Annotated in this window: 21 protein-coding genes; 12 read left to right on the forward strand and 9 right to left on the reverse strand. The window is 36.5% G+C overall.

What is annotated here, in order from left to right:
* Positions 1–9 precede the first annotated feature (9 nt).
* Positions 10–1,986, forward strand: coding sequence for an alpha-ketoacid dehydrogenase subunit alpha/beta (locus tag OZP07_RS11005; protein WP_281638373.1), 1,977 nt, complete (start codon positions 10–12; stop codon positions 1,984–1,986).
* A gap of 122 nt (positions 1,987–2,108) precedes the next feature.
* Here OZP07_RS11005 and OZP07_RS11010 read toward each other — a convergent pair whose 3' ends face one another.
* Positions 2,109–3,809 carry a putative transporter gene (locus OZP07_RS11010; RefSeq protein WP_194641770.1) on the reverse strand — a complete coding sequence of 567 codons (1,701 nt, stop codon included), beginning with the start codon at positions 3,807–3,809 and terminating at the stop codon, positions 2,109–2,111.
* A 280-nt stretch (positions 3,810–4,089) separates the two neighbouring features.
* Between OZP07_RS11010 and pckA the strand changes: the two genes are divergently transcribed.
* The 11 genes from pckA to OZP07_RS11065 all read left to right on the forward strand — a co-directional run bounded on the left by pckA (position 4,090) and on the right by OZP07_RS11065 (position 15,848).
* Positions 4,090–5,709 carry a phosphoenolpyruvate carboxykinase (ATP) gene (gene pckA, locus OZP07_RS11015; RefSeq protein ID WP_281638374.1) on the forward strand — a complete coding sequence of 540 codons (1,620 nt, stop codon included), beginning with the start codon at positions 4,090–4,092 and terminating at the stop codon, positions 5,707–5,709.
* Positions 5,710–6,109: 400 nt separating this feature from the next.
* Positions 6,110–6,967 carry an ATP phosphoribosyltransferase gene (gene hisG, locus OZP07_RS11020; RefSeq protein WP_194641768.1) on the forward strand — a complete coding sequence of 286 codons (858 nt, stop codon included), beginning with the start codon at positions 6,110–6,112 and terminating at the stop codon, positions 6,965–6,967.
* Between the two features lie 96 nt (positions 6,968–7,063).
* Positions 7,064–8,347 (forward strand): histidinol dehydrogenase, encoded by a 1,284-nt coding sequence (gene hisD / locus OZP07_RS11025; protein ID WP_281638375.1) that lies wholly within the window; start codon positions 7,064–7,066, stop codon positions 8,345–8,347.
* A gap of 101 nt (positions 8,348–8,448) precedes the next feature.
* Positions 8,449–9,489, forward strand: coding sequence for a histidinol-phosphate transaminase (hisC, locus tag OZP07_RS11030; protein ID WP_281638376.1), 1,041 nt, complete (start codon positions 8,449–8,451; stop codon positions 9,487–9,489).
* Between the two features lie 55 nt (positions 9,490–9,544).
* Positions 9,545–10,681: a bifunctional histidinol-phosphatase/imidazoleglycerol-phosphate dehydratase HisB gene (gene hisB, locus OZP07_RS11035; protein ID WP_281638377.1), complete on the forward strand. Its 1,137-nt coding sequence runs from the start codon at positions 9,545–9,547 to the stop codon at positions 10,679–10,681.
* 11 nt (positions 10,682–10,692) lie between these two features.
* Entirely contained in the window at positions 10,693–11,040 is a 348-nt protein-coding gene (locus tag OZP07_RS11040; protein WP_194641764.1) for a nuclear transport factor 2 family protein, read from the forward strand.
* Positions 11,041–11,045: 5 nt separating this feature from the next.
* Positions 11,046–11,627 (forward strand): imidazole glycerol phosphate synthase subunit HisH, encoded by a 582-nt coding sequence (gene hisH, locus OZP07_RS11045; protein WP_194641763.1) that lies wholly within the window; start codon positions 11,046–11,048, stop codon positions 11,625–11,627.
* 77 nt (positions 11,628–11,704) lie between these two features.
* The gene (hisA, locus tag OZP07_RS11050) at positions 11,705–12,427 is read left to right on the forward strand and encodes a 1-(5-phosphoribosyl)-5-[(5-phosphoribosylamino)methylideneamino]imidazole-4-carboxamide isomerase (protein ID WP_194641762.1); all 723 of its coding nucleotides are present in this window, start codon (positions 11,705–11,707) and stop codon (positions 12,425–12,427) included.
* Between the two features lie 94 nt (positions 12,428–12,521).
* The gene (gene hisF / locus OZP07_RS11055; RefSeq protein ID WP_194641761.1) at positions 12,522–13,277 is read left to right on the forward strand and encodes an imidazole glycerol phosphate synthase subunit HisF; all 756 of its coding nucleotides are present in this window, start codon (positions 12,522–12,524) and stop codon (positions 13,275–13,277) included.
* 44 nt (positions 13,278–13,321) lie between these two features.
* The gene (gene hisIE / locus OZP07_RS11060; RefSeq protein ID WP_194641760.1) at positions 13,322–13,918 is read left to right on the forward strand and encodes a bifunctional phosphoribosyl-AMP cyclohydrolase/phosphoribosyl-ATP diphosphatase HisIE; all 597 of its coding nucleotides are present in this window, start codon (positions 13,322–13,324) and stop codon (positions 13,916–13,918) included.
* Positions 13,919–14,195: 277 nt separating this feature from the next.
* Positions 14,196–15,848: a M1 family metallopeptidase gene (locus tag OZP07_RS11065; RefSeq protein ID WP_281638378.1), complete on the forward strand. Its 1,653-nt coding sequence runs from the start codon at positions 14,196–14,198 to the stop codon at positions 15,846–15,848.
* A 134-nt stretch (positions 15,849–15,982) separates the two neighbouring features.
* Here OZP07_RS11065 and OZP07_RS11070 read toward each other — a convergent pair whose 3' ends face one another.
* The 8 genes from OZP07_RS11070 to OZP07_RS11105 are packed head-to-tail and all read right to left on the reverse strand — an operon-like array spanning position 15,983 to position 23,866.
* Positions 15,983–16,855 carry a sugar phosphate isomerase/epimerase family protein gene (locus tag OZP07_RS11070; protein ID WP_281638379.1) on the reverse strand — a complete coding sequence of 291 codons (873 nt, stop codon included), beginning with the start codon at positions 16,853–16,855 and terminating at the stop codon, positions 15,983–15,985.
* Between the two features lie 15 nt (positions 16,856–16,870).
* Complete coding sequence (locus OZP07_RS11075; RefSeq protein WP_281638380.1) at positions 16,871–17,761, reverse strand: hydroxypyruvate isomerase family protein; 891 nt, start codon at positions 17,759–17,761, stop codon at positions 16,871–16,873.
* A gap of 20 nt (positions 17,762–17,781) precedes the next feature.
* A complete protein-coding gene (locus tag OZP07_RS11080; protein ID WP_281638381.1) occupies positions 17,782–19,011 on the reverse strand; it encodes a nucleoside permease in 1,230 nt (409 codons plus the stop codon).
* 36 nt (positions 19,012–19,047) lie between these two features.
* Positions 19,048–19,758 (reverse strand): 3-keto-disaccharide hydrolase, encoded by a 711-nt coding sequence (locus tag OZP07_RS11085; RefSeq protein ID WP_281638382.1) that lies wholly within the window; start codon positions 19,756–19,758, stop codon positions 19,048–19,050.
* A 27-nt stretch (positions 19,759–19,785) separates the two neighbouring features.
* Entirely contained in the window at positions 19,786–21,249 is a 1,464-nt protein-coding gene (locus tag OZP07_RS11090) for a Gfo/Idh/MocA family protein (protein WP_281638383.1), read from the reverse strand.
* 17 nt (positions 21,250–21,266) lie between these two features.
* The gene (locus tag OZP07_RS11095; protein ID WP_194641753.1) at positions 21,267–21,629 is read right to left on the reverse strand and encodes a c-type cytochrome; all 363 of its coding nucleotides are present in this window, start codon (positions 21,627–21,629) and stop codon (positions 21,267–21,269) included.
* 19 nt (positions 21,630–21,648) lie between these two features.
* Positions 21,649–22,701, reverse strand: a complete 1,053-nt coding sequence (locus OZP07_RS11100; protein ID WP_281638384.1) for a sugar phosphate isomerase/epimerase family protein — start codon at positions 22,699–22,701, stop codon at positions 21,649–21,651.
* 10 nt (positions 22,702–22,711) lie between these two features.
* A complete protein-coding gene (locus OZP07_RS11105) occupies positions 22,712–23,866 on the reverse strand; it encodes a Gfo/Idh/MocA family protein (RefSeq protein ID WP_281638385.1) in 1,155 nt (384 codons plus the stop codon).
* Positions 23,867–23,884 lie beyond the last annotated feature (18 nt).

Raw genomic sequence — 23,884 nt, forward strand, 5'->3', positions numbered from 1 at the left:
CCCTAAAAAATGAACTTTGACCCAAAAAATCTCTCGAACGAAACATTATTAAATCTCTACAAAAGAATTCTGAAACCAAGGCTGGTAGAAGAAAAAATGTTAATCCTTATCCGTCAGGGAAAAGTATCCAAATGGTTTTCCGGAATTGGACAGGAAGCAATTGCTGCAGGAGTGACTGCAGTTTTGGATACTGACGAATACATTCTGCCGATGCACCGCAACTTAGGCGTATTTACAGGAAGAGATATTCCGTTACAGCGTCTTTTTTCGCAATGGCAGGGCAAAGCCAATGGTTTTACCAAAGGAAGAGACCGCAGTTTTCACTTTGGGACACAAGATTATAAAATCATTGGAATGATTTCGCATCTTGGACCGCAGCTGGGTGTAGCCGATGGAATAGCATTAGCCAATAAATTAAAGAAAAACGGAAAAATAACAGCCGTTTTTACTGGTGAAGGCGCAACGAGCGAGGGCGATTTTCACGAAGCCTTGAATATTGCTGCAGTTTGGGATTTACCAGTTTTGTTCATAATTGAAAATAACGGTTATGGTTTATCAACACCAACGAATGAGCAATACCGCTGCGAAAACCTTGCCGACAAAGGAATAGGTTACGGAATTGAAAGCCACATCGTGGACGGAAACAATATTTTGGAGATTTTTAATCTTTTGACTGAATTAAAAGCTTCGATGATTGAAAGACCAAGATCAATTTTGCTCGAATTCAAAACGTTCCGAATGCGCGGTCATGAAGAGGCGAGCGGCACCAAATATGTCCCGCAGGAATTAATGAATTCTTGGGCTTCCAAAGACCCTGTAGACAACTACAGAAGCTTTTTGTACCAAAATCATATCTTAACTGCAGAATATGATGCCGAAGTCCAGCAGGAAATAAAAAAAGACATTGATCAAAGCTGGGCTTCAGCCAATGAAGAACCTGAAATTGAGCCAACTCTTGAAGGAGAATTAAATGATGTTTACAAACCGTATGACTACGAAGATTTTCCTCCGAATACAGCAACAGAAAACATCCGTTTTATAGATGCCATTTCAGCAGGTTTGAAACAATCAATGGAAAGGCATGAAAAATCCGTTATTATGGGTCAGGATATAGCTGAATATGGCGGTGCGTTCAAGATTACAGATGGTTTTGTGGAGCAGTTTGGTAAAGAACGCGTTCGCAATACACCTATTTGTGAAAGCGCTGTCGTTTCTACCGCCATGGGATTATCCATTAACGGCTACAAAGCAATTGTCGAAATGCAGTTTGCCGATTTTGTTTCCACAGGATTTAACCCAATTGTGAATCTATTAGCCAAATCACACTACCGCTGGTTAGAAAAAGCGGATGTAGTCGTTCGAATGCCTTGTGGCGGCGGAACGCAGGCTGGTCCTTTCCATTCTCAGACCAATGAAGCCTGGTTTACCAAAACTCCAGGTCTAAAAGTAGTTTATCCTGCTTTTCCGCTTGACGCAAAAGGTTTGCTGAATGCTTCAATAAACGATCCAAATCCTGTACTTTTCTTCGAACATAAACAATTATATAGAAGTTTATCACAAGATGTACCGACCGATTATTACACTATTCCGCTGGGGAAAGCTGCTTTGCTGAGAGAAGGAAACGATGTTACAATTATATCTTTTGGCGCAGCGGTGCATTGGGCTTTGGAAACTTTAGATAATAACCCTGAAATGCAAGCAGATCTTTTGGATTTAAGAACTTTACAGCCTTTAGATACTGAAACGATATTTGCTTCGGTAAAAAAAACAGGAAAAGTTATTATTTATCAGGAAGATTCAATGTTTGGAGGTGTTGCCAGCGATATTTCAGCGTTGATTATGGAAAACTGTTTTGAATATCTTGATGCGCCTGTAAAACGTGTGGCGAGTCTGGATTCTCCAATCCCGTTCACAAAAGCACTGGAAGATCAATATTTGCCGAAAGGCCGATTCGAAAAAGAATTAAAATCTCTTTTGGCATATTAATAACAATGTAAACATTTATTTTTTTTGAACCATTAAGACATTAAGGTTCATTAAGGTTCATTAAGAAAATACTAAACCTTAATTTTTCTTAATATCTTAATGGTTAAAATTAAATTACTGCATCAGCTTGCTAATAGCAATATCAGCAGCTGTGCAACTAGAATTCGGCTGATGGTTACTAAAGGATACACTGTTGCATATGATTGATTAGGAATATCCGAATCTAAATATTTGGTACTAAAAGCCAATGCGGCAGGATCTGTATAAGAACCGCTCATAATACCAACCATTTGATAAAAATTAAGCTTAAATACGAATCGGCTGACTAAAACCAAGACAGTCAAAGGTATAAACGTAATATAGCATCCATAGTAAATCCACATCCAGCCGTCATTTGAAACAAAATTATCATAGAAACCGTGTCCAGCTTTAATACCAACTGCAGCAAAGAACATACATATTCCGAAATCCTTCATAAAATGAATGGCTCCATTATTAATGTACGAATGAATTACTCCAACACCGCCATATCTGCTGATAAACAAAGCCGCCAGAAGCGGTCCCGCAGCCAATCCTAATTTCAGCGGAACCGGTAATGACGGAATCATTATTGGAATTGAACCAATAACAACCCCAAAAATCAAACCGCCGAAAAGAGAAAGAAAATCAGGTTCTAAAAGTATTTTTTTTGAGTTTCCAATGATTTTTTCAGCTTCTTCAATAGCTTCTTTATTTCCAACAATCAATAAAGTATCACCATAAAAAAGCTCTAATGTGGGCTGTGCCAGAATTTCCAGACCCGAACGGACTACACGGGTAACTTTTAATCCAAACTGATTGTATAAATCCAATTGCGCCAGTGTTTTATGTGTGGCAGTTTTTTTAGTAACACTTAGAACTTTGGCTGTAACATCATTTTCAGATTCAATAAATAAATCCGTCGATACTTTTCCAACAATATCAATAAACTTATTTATGTTTTTTTGTTTGGCAACCACCATTAGAACGTCTTTTTCTTTTAGAACCGAATCCAATGACGGCGAAAACACCACTTTTGTACCGCTTTGCTTTTGTCTGGAAATAATAACACCGTCAAGAGCAAACTCTCTGAATACCTGACGGATAGTTTTTCCTATCACTTCGGGCTGAGTAACTCTGCATTTTTGGCGCACAATTTTATTTTCTGAATCTTTATTCTTTTTGTTTAGAAGCACAACTTCATTTGACAAATCAATTTTCAAGAAGTTTTTGGCCAAAATTATAATCAGAATTATTCCAAAAACACCTATGGGATATGTAATAGCATAAGCAATAGCTGGATCTGAAAAATGATCCGCAGGAAGATTCAATTGTTTTTGGATTTCAATAAGAGTTGACTTTGCAGCACCAAGCCCTGGAGTATTTGTCACTGAACCGGACATTAAACCAACAGCATTTTCAATTTTTACATTAGCAGCCAAATATAGCAGCCAAGTAATAATTCCTCCTAAAAATACGGTTCCGACTCCCAATGCATTGAAAATTAAACCTTCTTTTTTGAAAGAAGAAAAGAATGTAGGGCCAACCTGAATTCCGATGCCATAGACAAACAGAATTAAACCAAATTCTCTCACAAACTGTATCAATTCTGGTTCCATGCTAAATCCCAAATGTCCCAAAAACAGTCCCACAAACATTACAGCGGAAACTCCCAGCGAAACTTTGCCAATTTTTATTTTACCAGCAAAAAAACCAATACTTATAGCCATAAACAATACTATTAATGACTGTGTCATTTCCGGCGTATCTGTCGGAGTAAACAAAACGTTAAACCATTCAAACATAATTGTAGCTTTTTTAATGAAAATATAACGTAAATGAATTATTTTTTTTGGTAATTTTATATGACAAAAATCAGGTTTAATTTTTATTTCTTTCCTATAAAACCAAAATACATCTTCAATAAAAAAGATAATCATATCTCTTTGTAAAACAGCGCTAAAATCGAAAACGTTTGCGCATATTTTTCTTCAAAACATGATAAAAATCAGGTTTTTTAGTCACTAACTGGAGTAATTTTGATAAAGAAAATAACGCATAAAACTATAATAAAATACACACATTATGAAGAACATTAAAATCATTCAGGAATTACATAACTTGGGAATTACAGGCTACCATGAAGTAGTATACAATCCATCTTATGAAGAATTATATCAGGCAGAAATTTCACACAAAAGAAAAGGATATGAAAAAGGAGCATTAACAGATACAGGTGCAGTTGCAGTAAAAACAGGTGTTTTTACAGGCCGTTCACCAAAAGACAGATATATCGTTAAAGATGCCGTTTCAAAAGACACTATCTACTGGGATGATAAAGTGAATTTCCCTACAACACAATCAGTTTATGATGATTTGAAAGGATTAGTATTGAAACAGCTTTCTACTTCTCCAAAATTATATGTAGTAGATGCTTTCTGCGGAACAAATGCAGACACAAGACTTAAAGTCCGTTTCGTAATGGAAGTTGCCTGGCAAGCTCACTTTGTTACTAATATGTTTATCAGACCTTCAAATTATGAATTGGAAAACTTTGGAAAACCTGATTTCATTGTAATGAACGGTTCAAAAACAGTGAATCCAAACTGGAGAGAACAAGGATTGAACTCAGAAAACTTCGTAGTATTCAATCTTACTGAAAGAATTCAGCTTATTGGAGGTACTTGGTATGGAGGCGAAATGAAAAAAGGAATGTTCGCGATGATGAACTACTACTTGCCTTTGAAAGGAATGGCTTCAATGCACTGTTCTGCTAACGTAGGCGAAAAAGGAGATGTTGCTGTATTCTTCGGACTTTCAGGAACAGGAAAAACAACACTTTCTGCAGATCCAAAAAGATACTTAATTGGTGATGACGAACACGGATGGGATAACAACGGAGTATTTAACTATGAAGGAGGCTGTTATGCTAAAGTAATTGATTTATCAGAAGAAAATGAACCAGATATTTGGAGAGCTATTAAAAGAGATGCATTATTAGAAAATGTTATCGTCGATGAGTATGGAGAAATTGATTATTATGACCATTCAATCACCGAAAACTCAAGAGTATCTTACCCAATTTATCATATTAATAAAATTGTATTACCGTCAAAAGCTGGACACGCTAAGAAAATCATCTATCTTTCTGCTGATGCATTTGGAGTACTGCCTCCAGTATCTATACTTGATGATGATCAGGCACAATACCACTTTTTATGCGGATATACATCCAAATTAGCAGGAACTGAAAGAGGAATTACTACTCCAGAGCCATCTTTCTCTCCAGCATTTGGTGAAGCTTTCTTAACATTACACCCAACAATGTATTCTAAAACATTAATTGGAAAAATGAGAGAGCACGGAGCAAAAGCATATTTAGTTAATACAGGTTGGAATGGAACAGGGAAAAGAATTTCTCTTAAAAACACAAGAGCAATTATTGATGCAATTATTAACAGTGAGATCGATACCGCAGAAACAGCCACTGTTCCATTTTTAAACCTAACAATTCCAACAGCATTAACAAATGTAAGCGAAGGAATTTTAGACCCAAGAGACACTTACAGAGATGTTGAGGAATGGGAAACTAAAGCAAAAGACTTATCTGCACGTTATATCAAAAATTTTGAGCAGTACACTGATACCGAAGAAGGAAAACGCTTAGTCGCAGCCGGACCTTCTTTGGAACCAGTATTAAGCTAACCGTTTAGTAGTAATTATTTTAAAGTTGATTTTGAAACACCTGTTTGGTATTGTCTGATAAGCAATTCCAAATAGGTGTTTCTGTTTCTCAGTAATTAAATATCTTCCGTGTTTTTTTAATTTAACAAATACTTGACGAAACGTTAAAATAAAAATTGGATTATTATTAATTTATACCCTATCTTTGCAAAAGAAACAAAGAGTTATCTAATTTTATAAAGTTATGTTATCAATTCAATTACATCATCATCATTCTCATAATTGCTCTCAAGCGATGTGTTAATGGTATGCGTGTAAATCACAATAATCTAAACCCGTTTGAGTACATCAAGCGGGTTTTTTATTACCCATTCTTTGTACTCAGGCATTAACTCAAAACAACAAACTAAAAAAAACTAAAATGAGTACACTTAAAATTGCAATTCAAAAATCGGGACGTTTAAACGAAGAAAGCATCCAAATCCTAAAAGACTGCGGTATTTCAATAGACAACGGAAACGACCAGTTAAAAGCCGAAGCAACTAACTTCCCCTTAGAAGTTTTATTTCTTAGAAATTCTGACATCCCGCAATACTTAATTGACGGTGTTGTTGATGCAGCTATCGTGGGAGATAATCTTTTGGTAGAAAAAGGAAAAGGGATTGAAGTAGCCCAAAAATTAGGTTTTTCAAAATGCAGAGTCTCTGTTGCAGTTCCCAAAACCTTCGAATACAATTCTATAAAAGATTTAGACGGACTAAGAATCGCTACATCTTACCCTAATACAGTTGTTGACTATTTTGCTTCCTTTGGAATGACGGTTGATATTCACCAAATTTCAGGATCAGTTGAAATTGCACCAAATATTGGCCTTGCCGATGCTATTGTAGATATCGTTTCAAGCGGAAGCACTTTATTCAAAAACAACTTGAAAGAAGTTGAAGTTATCCTGAAAAGTGAAGCGGTTTTGGCAGTTTCTCCAAAAATAAACCCAGAAAACCAAAAGTTAATCGACACTCTGAAATTCCGAATCGAATCGGTTTTGAGAGCCAGAAAATCGAGGTATATTTTGATGAATGTGCCAAACGACAAAATTGATGAAGTTGGAAAGATTCTTCCAGTGTTACGAAGCTTAACTGTTCTGCCTTTGGCGCAGGAAGGATGGAGCAGCGTACACTCGGTGATTGACAAAGATACTTTCTGGGAAGTAATCGACAAATTGAAGGATGCCGGTGCCGAAGGAATTTTAGTTTGTCCTATTGAAAAAATGGTACTTTAAGTTTCGCGCTTTAGGCTGTAAGCAATACGCTTTAAGCCTCAAAACATATCGTAAATTAACTTATAGTATACCGCTTAAAGCTTAAAGCATAAAAAAATGAATAAAATATACAATCCAAAACCAGAAACCTGGTCCTCAATTTTAGAAAGACCAACTAAAACAGTTGACGATATAGAAGCAACGGTGAAAGGAATTTTCAAAGAAGTGCAGTCAAAAGGAGATTTTGCAGTAGCAAAATACACTTCACTTTTTGACGGAGCTTCAGTTCCTGAACTGGAAGTTTCACAAACCGAAATAGCCACGGCAATCGCAACTATTTCAAAAGAATTAAAAGAAGCCATCCAATTGGCAAAATCAAATATTGAAAAATTCCACTTAGCCCAAAAAACAAATCGCATTGAAGTTGAAACCATCGAAGGCGTAAACTGCTGGCAGGAAAAAAGACCTATTCAAAAAATCGGTTTGTATATTCCGGGCGGAACCGCTCCTTTGTTTTCGACTGTGCTAATGCTGGCAGTTCCAGCAAATCTTGCAGGATGCAGCGAAATCGTACTATGTTCGCCTCCTGACAAAAACGGAAACATCAATCCTGCCATTTTATATGCCGCTTATTTATGCGGTGTGACCAAAATCCTGAAAGTGGGAGGGATTCAGGCGATTGCCGGAATGACTTTTGGAACTGTTAGTATTCCAAAAGTGTATAAAATATTCGGACCGGGAAATCAGTTTGTAACTGTTGCTAAGCAATTAGCAACTCAATTTGGCGTTGCAATCGATATGCCGGCAGGACCATCTGAATTATTGATTGTAGCCGATGACAGTGCCGTTCCTGCATTCGTTGCATCCGACTTACTTTCTCAGGCCGAACACGGAACTGACAGTCAGGTGATTTTGGTTTCCACTTCAAAAACATTGATCGATGAGGTTGAAAAAGAAGTACAATCTCAAATGGATGTTTTACCACGAAAAGCTATCGCAGAAAAGGCTATTGCAAATTCCAAATTAATTTTTGTTGAAAATGATGCCATCGCTTTAGAATTAATCAATGAATACGGCCCTGAACATTTTATTATTTGTACCAAAGAAGAAGCTTTCTATGTAGATAATATTGCAAACGCAGGTTCTGTTTTTATTGGGAACTACACTCCTGAAAGTGCAGGAGATTACGCATCGGGAACTAATCATACCTTGCCAACAAATGGTTATGCCAAAAATTACAGCGGTGTAAACCTTGATAGTTTTACCAAATCAATGACTTTCCAAAAAATATCCGAAAAAGGTATTCAAAACATTGGAAAAGCGATTGAAATAATGGCTGAAGCCGAGGGATTACAGGCGCATAAGAATGCAGTTACCTTGAGATTGAAGAATTTAAAATAGAGACAAGAAACAAGAGCAAAGACAAAGATTAAAAGAATTGCAGAACTGAACACAAAGTCTTTCTTCTTGCATCTTTTTTCTTTTCTCAAAAAAAATAAAAAATGACTTTCGATATAAACACTATAGTACGTGAAAACGTCAAGAAATTAAAGCCTTATTCTTCGGCTCGTGATGAGTTTGAAGATTTCGATACAGCTGATATGATTTTTTTGGATGCCAATGAAAATCCATATCAAAACGGCGTAAACCGCTATCCAGATCCACAGCAAGGCAATGTAAAAGTAGTTTTGGGGAAAATGAAAAACGTAAACCCAAAACAAATTCTGTTAGGAAACGGAAGCGATGAGGTTTTGGACTTATTATTCAGAGCTTTCTGTGAGCCAAAAGTTGACAACGTAATTTCGTTACCTCCAACTTACGGTATGTACGGTGTATTGGCCAACATCAATGCCGTTGAAAACAGAGAAGTATTGCTTTCGAATGATTTTCAGCCACAAGTGGAGAAAATTTTAGAAGCAGTTGATACTAATTCTAAAATCATCTTTTTGTGTTCGCCAAATAATCCTACTGGGAATTCTTTTTCAGAGGAAAGTGTTAGAACATTATTGGAAAGTTTCAATGGATTTGTCGTTATTGACGAAGCTTATATTGATTTTTCAGATAAAGAAGGCTGGTTGAAAAAATTAGATCAATATCCAAATTTAATTATTACACAGACTTTATCTAAAGCTTATGGTCTGGCAGGAATCCGTTTAGGAGTTTGCTATGCTTCTACAGAAGTAATTTCAGTTTTAAATAAAATCAAACCGCCTTATAACGTAAACGAATTGACACAGCTTCGTGCTTTGGAACGCTTGAGTGATGAAGTGAAAATTGCGAGTGAAATCACCTCAATTATAGCACAAAGAACAGAATTACTTTCAGTTTTAGATGAAGTATCTTTCGTAGAAAAAATCTATCCGACAGAGGCTAATTTTATCCTAATAAAAGTAGATGATGCCAACAAACGTTACGATGAATTAATTGCCAAAGGAATTGTGATTCGCAATAGAACGACTCAGCCACTGTGTGAAAATACCTTGCGTTTGACTATTGGAACTGAAGAAGAAAATAAAAAATTAATTGAAGCATTACAAAATTAATCAACTAAGACCTAACAGGTTTTAGAAACCTGTTAGGTCTAGAATAAAATAACTTATGAAGAAAGTACTTTTTATAGATCGTGATGGAACGATTGTATTGGAACCGGAAGGATATCAATTAGACAGTTTAGAAAAACTGGAATTTTACCCAAAAGCATTTCAGTATTTGGCAAAAATCGCCAAAGAAATGGATTACGAATTGGTTATGGTTACCAATCAGGATGGACTGGGAACCGATAGTTTTCCGGAAGATACATTTTGGCCAACACAAAACTTTATTTTAAGAGCTTTTGAAAACGAAGGTGTTCTTTTTGATGATATTTTTATAGATCGTTCTTTCCCTGAAGACAATGCGCCAACGCGTAAGCCTCGCACAGGAATGCTTACCAAATACATTGATAATCCAAATTACGATTTGGCTAACTCATTTGTTTTAGGCGATCGCATTACCGATGTGGAATTGGCTAAAAACCTAGGCGCAAAAGCTATTTTCTTAAAATCGGAAGATGATTTGGGAATTGCTGAAATCTCAAGCAAAAAAGAAGAATTAGACGAAATCATTGTCTTGCATTCTACCGATTGGAAAGTGATTTACGAGTTTTTAAAACTAGAAGCGCGTTCGGCATCGATTTCAAGAAAAACAAACGAGACAGATATTTACATCAACCTGAACCTGGACGGAACAGGAAAAAGCAAAATCGAAACAGGAATTGCCTTTTTTGACCACATGCTTGACCAAATCGCACGCCACGGACAAATGGACTTGGAGATTTTGGTAAAAGGCGACCTTGAAGTTGATGAACACCATACGATAGAAGACACAGCAATTGCTTTGGGAGAAGTTTTTGCGAAAGCTTTAGGAAACAAATTAGGAATTGAGCGTTATGGCTTCTGTTTGCCAATGGATGATTGCTTATCACAAGTAGCAATTGATTTTGGCGGTAGAAACTGGCTAGTTTGGGAAACCGAATTCAAACGCGAAATGGTAGGTAAAATGCCAACGGAAATGTTTTATCATTTCTTTAAATCTTTCTCTGACGGAGCCAAAGCTAATATTAACATCAAAGCAGAGGGAACGAACGAACATCACAAAATAGAAGCTATTTTTAAGGCTTTTGCGAAAGCGATTAAAGTAGCCGTAAAACGTGATACCGAGAAAATGATTTTGCCTTCAACAAAAGGAATGCTTTAATATTACCAATTATGGATGCTCAAAAATTTGCTTCAGAATGGATTGAATCCTGGAATTCTCACGATTTGGATGATATTTTAAATCATTATTCAGAGGATATCGAAATTACTACTCCAATGATAAAATTGGCTGGAGGAATTGAAAGCGGTTCTCTTGTTGGAAAAGCCTTGGTTAAAGATTATTGGAATAAGGCTTTAACTAAATTTCCTGATTTACATTTTGAGCTGATTGAAGTTACATCTGGCGTCAATTCAGTCGCTTTATATTACAAATCTATTATGGGAAAAATGGCAATTGAAGTTATGTTTTTCAATGATAAAGGATTGGTAAATAAAATGATAGCGCATTATACTAATTAAGAAAAATGAAAATAGTAATCATAAATTACGGAGCAGGAAATATCCAAAGCATTATGTTTGCCATCGAGAGATTGGGATTCAAAGCCGTTTTGAGTAATGATCCTGAGGAAATAAAAAAGGCAGACAAAGTGATTTTCCCTGGAGTGGGAGAGGCGAGTTATGCTATGATGATGCTCAAAAAAAGTGGATTAGACACTTTGATTCCGACACTACAACAACCCGTTTTGGGAATTTGTTTAGGAATGCAGTTGATGTGTAACCGTTCTGAAGAAGGAAACACAGAAGGTTTGGGAATCTTTGATGTAGATGTTATTAAATTTTCGCCAAAAGTAAAAGTGCCTCAAATGGGTTGGAATATCATTTACAACCTAAAATCGGATTTATTCAAAGATGTGGCCGAAAAGGAATATATGTATTTGGTTCATAGTTTTTATGCGCCTATTTGCAAAGAAACCATTGCAACCACTGATTATGACGTTGAGTATTCTTCGGCTCTGGAAAATAACAATTTCTACGGAACGCAATTTCACCCTGAAAAAAGCGGTGATGTTGGCGAGCAAATCCTTGGAAATTTTCTGAAGCTATAAAAGGTAATGACAATTTCAAAAATCAATTTCAATAGCAATCTGAAATCAAAAATCGTTAATCTACAATCAAAAATTAAATGAGAATAATACCCGCAATAGACATCATCGAAGGAAAATGTGTTCGCTTATCCAAAGGCGATTACAATACCAAAATCATATATAACGAAAATCCGCTGGAAGTAGCAAAATCATTCGAAGCGCACGGAATAGAATATTTGCATTTGGTAGATTTGGATGGGGCAAAATCAAGCAAGATTGTCAATTATAAAATATTGGAACAAATCGCCACGCAAACCAAATTGAAAATTGATTTTGGCGGAGGTTTAAAAGCCGATTCTGATCTGAAAATCGCTTTTGAAAGTGGTGCGAACCAAATCACAGGCGGAAGTATTGCCGTAAAAAACAGACCAATTTTCGAAAAATGGATTGCAGAATATGGTTCGGACAAAATCATTCTAGGAGCCGATGCCACTAATGAAAAAGTAGCGGTTTCCGGTTGGCTGGAAGATTCAAACGAAGATTTGGTTCCGTTTATACAAAATTATCAGTTAAAAGGGATTCAATACGTAATTTGTACCGATATTGCCAAAGACGGGATGCTCGAAGGACCAAGTTTTGATTTGTATGCCAAAATTTTAGATCAGGCGAAAGGTGTAAAATTAATCGCCTCTGGTGGAATTTCTACTTTTGATGAATTACCTAAACTGGCCGAATTGGGTTGTGAAGGAACCATCATCGGAAAAGCCATTTACGAAGGCAGAATTTCGTTGAAACAATTGGAAAATTATATCATATCGTAGAGACGTTGCAGTGCTACGTCTAACCCAATCAAAATAAAAACACCGAATAGTTTAGACGTTGCAGTGCAACGTCTCTACCGTAACAATAATAAAAATGTTAACAAAAAGAATAATACCCTGTCTGGACATTAAAAACGGAAGAACCGTAAAAGGCGTTAATTTCGTAGATTTGCGGGATGCAGGTGATCCTGTGGAATTGGCAAAAATCTATTCGGATGAAGGAGCTGACGAATTGGTTTTTCTGGATATTTCGGCAACAGAAGAAAGAAGAAGAACTCTAGTTGATTTGGTTCGGAAAGTGGCGGCAACAATTAACATCCCGTTTACTGTAGGCGGCGGAATTTCAGCAGTGAGTGACGTTGAAGTTTTGCTTCAGAATGGAGCTGACAAGGTTTCTATCAATTCATCGGCGGTGAAAAACCCACAGTTGATTAATGATTTGGCACAAAAATTCGGAAGCCAATGTGTAGTAGTTGCAATTGATGCTAAGCAAATTGAAGGTGAATGGATTGTACATTTGGTAGGAGGAAAAGTTCCGACGGAAATAAAATTGTTTGACTGGGCAAAAGAAGTAGAACAAAGAGGGGCGGGAGAAATCCTTTTCACTTCGATGGATCACGACGGAACCAAAAACGGCTTTGCCAATGAAGCTTTGGCAAAATTATCGCAATTGGTAAATATTCCAATAATCGCTTCTGGAGGTGCTGGAAATATGCAGCATTTCACAGATACCTTTATCAATGGAAAAGCAGACGCAGCATTGGCAGCGAGTGTATTTCATTTCAAAGAAATTGAAATCAAAACCCTGAAAAAAGAATTAAAAAACAATAATATAGAAGTTCGAATATAGTTTTATCTTTAAGACTTTCGACTTTCAAACTTTAGACCAAAAATATGAACATAGATATCAAAAGCGCACACGGATTAATTCCGGCAATTATTCAGGATTCAGAAACCAAAAATGTCCTGATGTTGGGGTATATGAACGAAGAATCACTTCAAAAAACAATTGAAACTCAAAAAGTAACTTTCTTCAGCCGTTCCAAACAAAGACTTTGGACAAAAGGTGAGGAAAGCGGTAACTTCTTGGAACTTGTAGATATTAAAAATGATTGTGACGGCGATACGCTTTTGATTCAGGCAAAACCAGTGGGACCAACTTGCCACACGGGAGCTGACACCTGCTGGCAAGAGCCTAATGCGCAGGAATATGGATTCATTTCACATTTGGAAAATACAATCAAAACCAGAAGAGAAAATGCTGATTCTGAAAAAAGTTATGTGGCTTCTTTATTTGAAAAAGGAATTAACAAAATTGCACAGAAAGTAGGTGAGGAAGCAGTCGAAGTAGTTATTGAGGCAAAAGATGATAATGATGATCTGTTCTTAAGCGAAAGTGCTGATTTACTTTTTCACTACCTTATTTTGCTACAGGCAAAAGGATATCAATTGAATGATGTTGTGAATGTTTTGAAAGGGCGTCAGAAGTAAGTTTTAGACCACGAATTACGGGGATGAAACAGATTTTTTTAATCTATCCCTATCTAAGGACCAATTTAACCGCAAGGTTCGCGAAGGAAAATCGCAAAGTCCGCAAAGTGCTGCGTTCATAGCTTTTCTTTGTGAACCTTGCGGTTGTTATTTTATTTAGTTTTTAAAGAGAAAGAAAATCCATGAAATTGGTATAATTCGTAGCCTATACAATTTCTTTTTTATTTATGAAAAACTCATAAAAAGTATGTAATTTTGATACAAAATTTATAAATCCATGAAGAAACACCTAAAAACGTTATTAATTGTATTCTTAATTTCCAGTGGAATTCAGGCACAGGGACTTCTCAGTAAATCCGAGACTCATTTTAGCCGACAGGATTCTCTTAGGGGCAGTATTACTAAAGAAAGATCGTGGTGGGATCTGAAACATTATGACCTTGCAATAAAAGTAAATCCAGCAGACAGCACAATTACAGGGTCTAATACCATTCAGTATAAAGTTTTGCAGCCATATAAAACAATGCAGATAGACCTGCAGGAGCCTATGAAAATCACGAAGGTTACCCAAGACGGAGGAGCTTTGAAATACAAACGAGATGGAAATGTATTTTATATTTCATTGGTTTCAGCCCAAAATAAAGGAGAACTAAAAGAAATAACGATATTTTATCAAGGGAAACCAAAAATAGCAGTAAATCCGCCTTGGGATGGGGGTATTACCTGGAAAAAAGATAAAAACGGAAATAATTTTATTGCGTCTTCCTGCCAAGGATTAGGCGCTAGTGTCTGGTGGCCGAACAAAGACCACATGTATGATGAAGCAGAAGGAATAAAAATCAGCGTGAACGTTCCCGGAAATTTAACTGATGTTTCCAATGGCCGTCTTCAAAATGTAAAAACATTAAAAGACGGAACGAAAACCTATACCTGGGCTGTAAAAAATCCAATTAACAACTATGGTGTAAATATTAATATCGGTGATTACGTTACTTTTTCAGAAAAATACAAAGGAGAAAAAGGAGATCTGGACTGTACTTATTATGTTTTGAAAGATAATCTGGCCAAAGCCAAAGAACAATTCAAAGATGTTTCTAGAATGCTGAAAGCTTTTGAATACTGGTTTGGACCGTATCCTTTTTATGAAGACAGCTACAAACTGGTTGAAACTCCTTATTTAGGAATGGAACACCAAAGCTGTGTTACCTACGGAAACGGATACCAAAACGGTTATCTCGGACGCGATTTGAGCGGAACAGGCTGGGGATTAAAATTTGATTTTATTATTGTTCATGAATCCGGACATGAATGGTTTGCCAATAACATTACCTACAAAGATATCGCCGATATGTGGATCCATGAGAGTTTCACTAATTATTCCGAAAGTCTTTTTCTGGAATATTACTATGGAAAAGAAGCAGGCCTTGAATATGTCCGCGGTACCCGAAAAAACATTCAAAATGATATCCCGATCATTGGCCATTATGATGTAAACAGTGAGGGTTCCGGCGATATGTACTACAAAGGCGGTAATATGCTTAATACACTGCGCCAGCTGGTTAATGATGATGCAAAATGGAGAAATATCCTGAGAGGCCTGAACAGTACTTTTTACCATCAAACGGTAACGACCAAGCAGATTGAAGATTACCTAAGCCAGCAGTCCGGCTTGGATTTAAATCCATTTTTTAACCAATATCTGCGAGATGTTCGAATTCCGACATTAGAATATACTGTTCAGGACAATACCTTGAAATACCGCTGGACAAATATTGTTGCCGGTTTTGAAATGCCTGTAAAAGTTTCTCTTAATGGAAAAGAAATCACTTTAAAACCAAAAGCAGACTGGAGTAAATTTAACAATGATTCTAAAATTGAAAAAGTCGAGGTAAATAAAGATTTTTATGTTCTCTCTAAAAATGTGAATTAAATCATTTTACATTCTTCAAAAAACAAAAATACCAGCGGCTTGCTGGTATTTTATTTTTTATAAACTTATAGCTATTCAATTTCTTTCAAAATTGCAGCAGAAGTCAGTCTTTAAGTAAGAACCTATTAAAATAATTATAGTAAATGTTTGGAAACATATTCAAAACTTGTTTTAATCGAATCAGCTGGGGTTGGAGAATAATTGGTTTCCTGCTCTACAAAAAAGTGCTGCATTCCTGAGAGTTTAGCTTCAGTAAAAATGGTTTTGAAGTTGATACTTCCTTCTCCAATTTCGGTATTCCATTCTGCTTTGGACTTATCCATATCTTTTACATGCCACATTGTAAATCGGCCGGGATTAGCTTTAAACATCTGCAAAGGATCATTTCCTGAACGGACTGCCCAATATATATCCAATTCAAAATCAACTAACTTTTTATCCGTTTCCTGCAGTAAAATATCATAACCTGTCAGATTTCCAAACTTTTTAAATTCAAAATCATGATTGTGATAAGCTAATTTTAGTCCGGATTGTTTACATAAAACGGCTACTTCATTTACTTTTTGCGCAATTCGTTTAAAACCATCTAGATCGCTTCTTAATTTTTCATCTAAATAAGGAACGGTTATGTATTCACTTCCTAATTGATTAGCGCATTCAATAGAAGCTTTCAGAAAATCAGCGTTATTGTCTTTTATAAAAGAATTAAAATCATAATGTCCGCTAGGTGCTTTTAGACCATTATCGGCAAGTATTTTTTTGAAATCTTTTGCTGAAGTGCCAAAAAAACCTTTATCACTGGAGTAGCCATAGGTTTCCACTTCTTTATAACCTGACTTAGCCACATGTTCTAAAACTCCTTTCACATCGTTAGAAAATGCTGCCCTCAAAGTATACAATTGAATACCGATATTTTTTTGTTTTGAAGTAAAGGCAAGGGAAGGAGCAATTGCCAATGCGCCCAATGCCAAACCACTGTTAATTATAAAATCTCTTCTCTTTATCATTTTTACTTTATTAAATTAAATATCACAAATTGCTATTGCTTTTTTCAAAGAGGCAATTTTATCTTTTTGTTTTGGGATAAACTCTTGCCCTACAAATCCCGTAAAACCAGTTTGAGCAATTGCTTTCATTATGGCGCTGTAATTAAGCTCTTGGGTTTCATCAATTTCATTGCGTCCCGGAACTCCTCCTGTGTGGTAATGAGCAATGTGGGTGTAATTTTCGTTTATGGTACGAATAACGTCACCTTCATCTATCTGCATATGGTAAATATCATAAAGCAGTTTGAAATTTTTAGAATTGACTCGTTTCACCAATTCGACGCCCCAATAGGTTCTGTCGCATTGATAATCTTTATGGTTAATTTTACTATTTAGTAATTCCATAACCAAGGTGACCTGGTACTTTTCAGCCAATGGTATTAATTTTTGCAGCCCAAGCACACAATTATTCCAGCCTTCTTCATCTGTTTTCCCTCTTCTGTTTCCACTAAAACAAATCAGATTTTTGTAGCCTGCTTCGGCAACGAGCGGAATCATTTCCGTGTAATTTTTAATCAGCTGTTCATGAAATTTTGGATCATTAAAACCATCCACTAGATTTAATTCGGCACCATTACACATTGTAGAAGTAAGATTATGTTTTTTCAATATTGGCCAATCTTGCGGGCCTACTAAATCAATTCCTGTGATTCCAATCTTTTTTGCTTCCACACAAAGCGTTTCTATATCAAAATCTTTAAAGCACCAGCGGGCTACAGAATGGTTAATTTTTCCTTTCAGCATATTCGGATTTGATTTAAGTTCTTCTTTAGTTTCAGCCAAAGCTAATAAATCTGCTGGAACTCCTAATGTCAAAGTTCCGGCAAGAATACCTTTTATAGCAGTTCTTCTATCTGTTGCACTCATAATCGTTATTTTTAAATTGCTTAAATTTCATCAGCCAATTTATTTTTATCCTGAAATAAAAGAGCAAAAATCAAAAATACAGCAAAAGCGATTCCCGCAGGAATTATCCAAACCATCTGCCAATCGACCGCTCCTTCAGCTGTTTTATAATTATCCGTAATCCAGCCTGCAACTGCAAACCCAATTAACATTCCGATGCCGTAAGTAGCTAACGTAATCAGCCCTTGAGCGGCACTTTTATATTTTTCGCCTGCTTTTGAATTGGTATAAATCTGCCCTGAAACAAAGAAAAAATCATAACATATTCCGTGCAGAGCAATTCCTATTATAAGCATAAAACTCAAATCACTGCCATTGCCGTAAGCAAATAAAATATATCGGACTGCCCAAGCAAGCATTCCCACCAAAATTGTTTTTTTAAATCCAAAACGGGCAAAAAACACAGGAATTAATAATAAAAAAAGTGCTTCGGATATTTGACCAACAGCCATTTTTCCTGTCGGATTTTCAACTCCGGAAGCAGTCAGAAAAGGATGTGCATTCTGATAATAAAAAGCTAATGGAATACAAATTAAAATTGATGAAATAAAAAATATAAAGAAATTTTTATCCTTCAAAAGTTTTAAAGCATCAAGACCAATAATATCTCCTATTTTAATATTCCCTTCACTAACTTTTGGAGGCGTTTTAGGCAGATTAAAACTTAATAAGCCTAAAACCAAAGCAGCAGTTCCTGCTAAAAGAAATGTATTTTTTAGCAATCCATTTGAAACAGCTTCTGCAGCATCCCAATGAAACAGAAAACTAATGGACAATCCTGCTAAAATCCAGCCTATAGTACCCCAGACTCTGATATTTGCAAATTCTTTCTCCGCATCTTTCATCTGATTGAATGCCACTGAATTTACCAAAGCTAATGTTGGCATATACAAAATCATATAACTCAATACATAAATATAAAACATACCAATGTCTGCAGATTGATACATTTGATACATTAAAAATGCACCTGCTAAATGCAAAATACCCAAAATTTTCTCAGCATTAAAATAACGGTCTGCAATCAAACCAATAATGAAAGGCGCGATGATGGCTCCCCACGATTGGGTAGAAAAAATAGCCGCCGTTTCTGAACCAGATGCCTTTAAATTGTTTCCTAAAAATGTACCAAGAGTGACAAACCAAGCTCCCCAGATAAAAAATTCGAGAAACATCATTACAGATAATTTAATGCGGATAGTTGTATTCATAAAGTGGGTTGATTTATAAAAAATGTTTCGAATCTATTATTTACAGCCTGTTGTAGTTTCCATTGTATTCCATTCCTTAATAATAATGTTGCGGTACCATACATTATTACCATGATCCTGCAAAGCAATTTTTCCTTTTTTGAAAGTTCCAAAACCTGGCCAGCTGGCAAATTTGCTTCCTGCAACCAATGCTTTAAAATTATCATCCCAAAGTGTCGTCTCAACAACAATAACTCCGTTTAAAACAAAAGTCAGTTTACCGTTTTTGCAGACAACTTCAGCTGTATTCCATTCTCCAACAGGTTTTACTGGTTCTGATTTGCTTTGAATTAAATCATACAGATCTCCTGCTCGGTGCTTAGTAATTTTACCATCAGGATGACCGTCATTGTCCAAAACCTGCATTTCTAAACCCGTCTCATAAGTGTTTTTATATTTCTGTGCATTTTCATTTACATAAAATATAATACCGCTATTCGCTTTAGGAGCAACTTTCCAGTCCAATTTTAAATGAAAATTTTCATATTCGGCATCAGTTACTAAATCTCCTCCCTGACCATTTTTCGCAGCTTCTGGATCAAAATGTAAAACACCGTCTTCAACCTTCCATCCGCCGCTAACAGAAGTTTTGCCATAAGTATGCCAGCCTGTTGTCGTTTTTCCGTCAAAAATGGGTTTAAATCCTTTTTGCGCCTGAAGGTTTTGGAATAAAGTGAATACTAATACTGCTGTAATAATCTTTTTCATGGTTATAATCTTTAATTTTAATATTTTTTAAAAACTTAGGTTTTTCCAGCCTTCTCTATAATTGCGTTTTACAAATTGATTTACATCATCAACATTGGTTACTTTCTTAGCATTGTTGTCCCAAAGCATTTTAACTGAACGTCCTGGATATACATCTTCTCCCAAATATTCTTTGTGAAAATCATAGCCTCTTACTGCAAGATTTGCCATTAATAAAGCTTCTGTTAATGGACCCGCAATTTCAAAAGGAGAACTGAGCTCTTTCTTACCATATCCAGCAATACAGCCCTCTATCCACTGTTTTTGATGCCCATTGGCTCCATCTTTTACACGAGGGTATTTTTGAGTAATTTTTAAGTTTTCATTACGGCTTAAAGGCAATAATCTTGGATTTTCACTATAAGTATCACAAATCATTTTTCCTTTTGTTCCAATGAATAATGTGCCGTTGCCGCCATCGCCAAAGATTTCGTTTGCACCTAATTCTTCAGGACGATCCGGCTGAATACCGCCGTCCATCCAGTGCAATTTAATATCGCCTTTTGTTTTATTAGTTTTTGGAAACGTTAATGTTACATGACTCGAAGGCGGACAGCTTTCTGGAAAATATCCTCTCCTGAATTCATCAACATAAACTGAACCAACACTGCACTGCACATCTTTTGCATATTTTAGATTCAATACAGAAAATGGTGCTTCCATCAAATGACAGCCCATATCACCCAACGCACCAGTTCCATAATCCCACCAGCCACGCCAGTTGAATGGTACTAACTTATTTATATAATTTTTATAAGGAGCGGTTCCCAGCCATAAATCCCAGTCTAATTCTTTAGGAATTTCGGTTTTAGCTGTTGGCCAGGGAATTCCTTGGGGCCATACAGGCCTGTCTGTCCATGCATAAACAGTATGTACATCGCCGATTAAATCAGCATCATACCATTCTTTTAGAATTCGTGTGCCATCATTCGAAGATCCTTGATTTCCCATCTGTGTAACGACTTTATAACGGGCAGCCGCCTGAGTCATCATGTGCGCCTCGTAAATATCATGTGCCATTGGCTTTTGCACATACACGTGCTTGCCTAACTGCATAGCCGAAAAAGCTTGTATGGCATGATTATGATCGGGTGTAGAAACGGAAACCGCATCGAAATTTTTATGCTCTTTGTCTAACATTTCGCGCCAGTCTTTGTAAAACTTGGCTTTTGGTAAAGCTTTAACACTATCTGAAGCTCTTCTAGTATCAACATCACACAAATAAGCAACATTTGCAAGACCGCTTTTTTCAAAAGAACCAATGTCTGATCTTCCTTTTCCGCCAACACCAATACCGGCAATTACTAATTTATCACTGGGAGCTACAAAACCCCTTCCCATGACATGTCTGGGAATTATCATTAACCCAGCTGTTGCCAGTACACCTTTTTTAAGAAAATCTCTGCGAAGAGCAGATTCTGGCTCTTTTTTTTGATTAAAATCTTGATCCATAAATAGATTTTACAATTTTATTTGTTCAATGACAGAATGTATTTTGCAATTTTTTTTGCATCCTCTTTCTTTAATGTGCCATGTGAAGCCATAGGTACAGCCCCCCAGACTCCAGAACCTCCTTTGATAATCTTATCTGATAAATAGCTGATACTTTTGTCATTCATTGGGTATTTTTTGGCGATATCCAAATAAGAAGGACCAATTACCTTTTTGTCTATTTTATGACAAGTTGCACAATCTAACTTTTTAATTATTAGCTCTCCTTCAGAAGGCTGGACTTCTTCAGTATCACTATATCCCGTTGGAATTGATTCGTATTTTGAGAAAGAGCTCAAAGCGCCCAGCATTAGTATTGCTGCTAAAATTTTAATTTTCATTATTTACTGTTTATGTTTTTTAAAGACCTAAATTTTTTCTATTAAGCTGTGTATTTGTTTCTACCGAGGCAAAATCATCAAAAGCTTTATCGGTAACTTTAATAATATGCTTTTTTATAAATTCGGCTCCCTCTCGGGCTCCGTCTTCCTGATTTTTTAAACAGCATTCCCATTCCATAACTGCCCAGCCTTTATAATCATATTGTGCTAATTTGCTGAAAATGGTTTTAAAATCAATCTGACCATCGCCAGGCGAGCGATAACGGCCTGCGCGGTTTATCCAGCTTTGATAACCGCCAAAAGTACCTTGTTTTCCTGTTGGATTAAATTCGGCATCTTTAACATGGAAAGCTTTGATCCGTTCATGATAAAAATCGATGTACTGAATATAATCTAACTGCTGCAGCACAAAATGTGAAGGATCATAAAGCAGGCAGGCACGCTGATGATTGTTTACCGCTTTGAGAAACATTTCGTAAGTTTCGCCATCAAATAAATCTTCTCCCGGATGGATTTCATAGCAGACATCTACACCGTTTTTATCAAATTCATTCAGGATAGGTAACCAGCGATTTGCTAATTCTTTGAATCCCTCTTCAATTAAACCTGGGGGACGCTGTGGCCAAGGATGAAAATACTGCCACAATAACGAACCACTGAAAGTAGCGTGTGCATTAAGTCCTAAATTTTGTGAAGCTTTTGCAGCATAATGTAATTGCCGAACTGCCCATTCTTGTCTTGCTTTTGGATTTCCGCGCAAAGCCTGCGGTGCAAATCCATCAAAAAAATCATCATACGCAGGATGAACAGCAACCAGCTGACCTTGTAAATGAGTAGAGAGTTCAGATATTTTTAAGCCGTATGAACCAACAATTCCAGTTAGCTCATCAGCATAAGTCTTGCTTTCGGCAGCTTTTTGCAGATCAATAAATCGAGAATCCAGAGTTGGAATCTGTATTCCTTTAAAACCCAGATTGGCAGCCCATTGGCAAATTCCCTCCAAAGAATTAAAAGGGGCTTCATCAGATATAAATTGTGCTAAAAAAACCGCAGGTCCTTGTATTTTGGTCATTTGTGATACTTTAAAATTTAAATTCAGTCCATTTTTGAGATGATTTACCCGAAGCAATTACATTTTCTATAAAAGCCATTCCTCTAACACCATCTTCTACCGTTGGAAAATCAAGCATATTTGCTGTTGGTTCTTTACCTTCTAATTTTGACTGCAAAGTCAAAGCAAAGTTTTTATATAAATTTCCGAAAGCTTCCAAGTAACCTTCCGGGTGTCCGCTAGGAGTCCGGGTATTGAAAGCGACAATTGGTGATAAATATCCGTTTCCGGTTCGGTACAATTGAGCAGGGGAGTCCAGCCATTTTACAATTAAGGTATTTGGTTCCATCTGATGCCATTCTAAACCGCCTTTTTCGCCATAAACCTTAATTTTTAAGCTGTTTTCTTCACCAGCTGCAATTTGGCTGGCTACCAGAATTCCGTTGGCACCATTATCAAATTTAAGCAGTACATTTCCATCATCATCGAGTCTTCTATTATCAACAACGGTATTAATATCAGCGCAAAGCTGTGTGATTTTCAATCCTGAAATATATTCTGCCAAATGTGCAGCGTGAGTTCCGATATCTCCCATACAGCCACTGATTCCGCTTTTGGAAGGATCAGTTCTCCAAGCGGCCTGTTTGTTGCCGCCATTTTCAAAGTCAGTACTCAGCCAGCCCTGCGGATATTCAACCATTATTTTCCGAATATTTCCAAAATGATTTTCAGCAACCATATTCTTTGCCTGTTTTACCATCGGATAACCGGCATAAGTATGTGTTAAACACAAATAAAGCCCAGTTTCATTAACTTTTTGTTCCAATAATCTGGCTTCCGCCAAAGTCAAAGTCATAGGTTTGTCCAAAACCACATGGAAACCATTTTCTAATGCTAACATAGCAGGAGCAAAGTGGGCATGATTTGGAGTAACTATCGAAACAAAATCCATTCTTTCCTCAGGAGATAATTTTGCTTCGGTCTCTATCATTTTGGTATAGGATTCATAACATTTCTCTTCTGCTAAGCCTAATTCTTTACCAGATTCAAGGGATACTTCAGGATTAGAACTGAAAGCACCGCAATGCAGTTCGATTAATCCGTCCATATTTGCAGCAATGCGGTGAACTGCACCGATAAAAGCATTTTTGCCACCGCCGATCATTCCCATTTTTAATTTTCTCATAATTGAATAATCCTATAT

The organism is Flavobacterium marginilacus, assembly GCF_026870155.1.
In the GTDB taxonomy this organism is placed as follows: Bacteria; Bacteroidota; Bacteroidia; order Flavobacteriales; family Flavobacteriaceae; genus Flavobacterium; species Flavobacterium marginilacus.

Excerpts from the sequence above, each read along its gene's own strand:
- OZP07_RS11005 (WP_281638373.1), top strand. The coding sequence starts at position 10 with ATGAACTTTGACCCAAAAAATCTCTCGAACGAAACATTATTAAATCTC.
- OZP07_RS11010 (WP_194641770.1), bottom strand. The coding sequence starts at position 3,809 with ATGTTTGAATGGTTTAACGTTTTGTTTACTCCGACAGATACGCCGGAA.
- pckA (WP_281638374.1), top strand. The coding sequence starts at position 4,090 with ATGAAGAACATTAAAATCATTCAGGAATTACATAACTTGGGAATTACA.
- hisG (WP_194641768.1), top strand. The coding sequence starts at position 6,110 with ATGAGTACACTTAAAATTGCAATTCAAAAATCGGGACGTTTAAACGAA.
- hisD (WP_281638375.1), top strand. The coding sequence starts at position 7,064 with ATGAATAAAATATACAATCCAAAACCAGAAACCTGGTCCTCAATTTTA.
- hisC (WP_281638376.1), top strand. The coding sequence starts at position 8,449 with ATGACTTTCGATATAAACACTATAGTACGTGAAAACGTCAAGAAATTA.
- hisB (WP_281638377.1), top strand. The coding sequence starts at position 9,545 with ATGAAGAAAGTACTTTTTATAGATCGTGATGGAACGATTGTATTGGAA.
- OZP07_RS11040 (WP_194641764.1), top strand. The coding sequence starts at position 10,693 with ATGGATGCTCAAAAATTTGCTTCAGAATGGATTGAATCCTGGAATTCT.
- hisH (WP_194641763.1), top strand. The coding sequence starts at position 11,046 with ATGAAAATAGTAATCATAAATTACGGAGCAGGAAATATCCAAAGCATT.
- hisA (WP_194641762.1), top strand. The coding sequence starts at position 11,705 with ATGAGAATAATACCCGCAATAGACATCATCGAAGGAAAATGTGTTCGC.
- hisF (WP_194641761.1), top strand. The coding sequence starts at position 12,522 with ATGTTAACAAAAAGAATAATACCCTGTCTGGACATTAAAAACGGAAGA.
- hisIE (WP_194641760.1), top strand. The coding sequence starts at position 13,322 with ATGAACATAGATATCAAAAGCGCACACGGATTAATTCCGGCAATTATT.
- OZP07_RS11065 (WP_281638378.1), top strand. The coding sequence starts at position 14,196 with ATGAAGAAACACCTAAAAACGTTATTAATTGTATTCTTAATTTCCAGT.
- OZP07_RS11070 (WP_281638379.1), bottom strand. The coding sequence starts at position 16,855 with ATGATAAAGAGAAGAGATTTTATAATTAACAGTGGTTTGGCATTGGGC.
- OZP07_RS11075 (WP_281638380.1), bottom strand. The coding sequence starts at position 17,761 with ATGAGTGCAACAGATAGAAGAACTGCTATAAAAGGTATTCTTGCCGGA.
- OZP07_RS11080 (WP_281638381.1), bottom strand. The coding sequence starts at position 19,011 with ATGAATACAACTATCCGCATTAAATTATCTGTAATGATGTTTCTCGAA.
- OZP07_RS11085 (WP_281638382.1), bottom strand. The coding sequence starts at position 19,758 with ATGAAAAAGATTATTACAGCAGTATTAGTATTCACTTTATTCCAAAAC.
- OZP07_RS11090 (WP_281638383.1), bottom strand. The coding sequence starts at position 21,249 with ATGGATCAAGATTTTAATCAAAAAAAAGAGCCAGAATCTGCTCTTCGC.
- OZP07_RS11095 (WP_194641753.1), bottom strand. The coding sequence starts at position 21,629 with ATGAAAATTAAAATTTTAGCAGCAATACTAATGCTGGGCGCTTTGAGC.
- OZP07_RS11100 (WP_281638384.1), bottom strand. The coding sequence starts at position 22,701 with ATGACCAAAATACAAGGACCTGCGGTTTTTTTAGCACAATTTATATCT.
- OZP07_RS11105 (WP_281638385.1), bottom strand. The coding sequence starts at position 23,866 with ATGAGAAAATTAAAAATGGGAATGATCGGCGGTGGCAAAAATGCTTTT.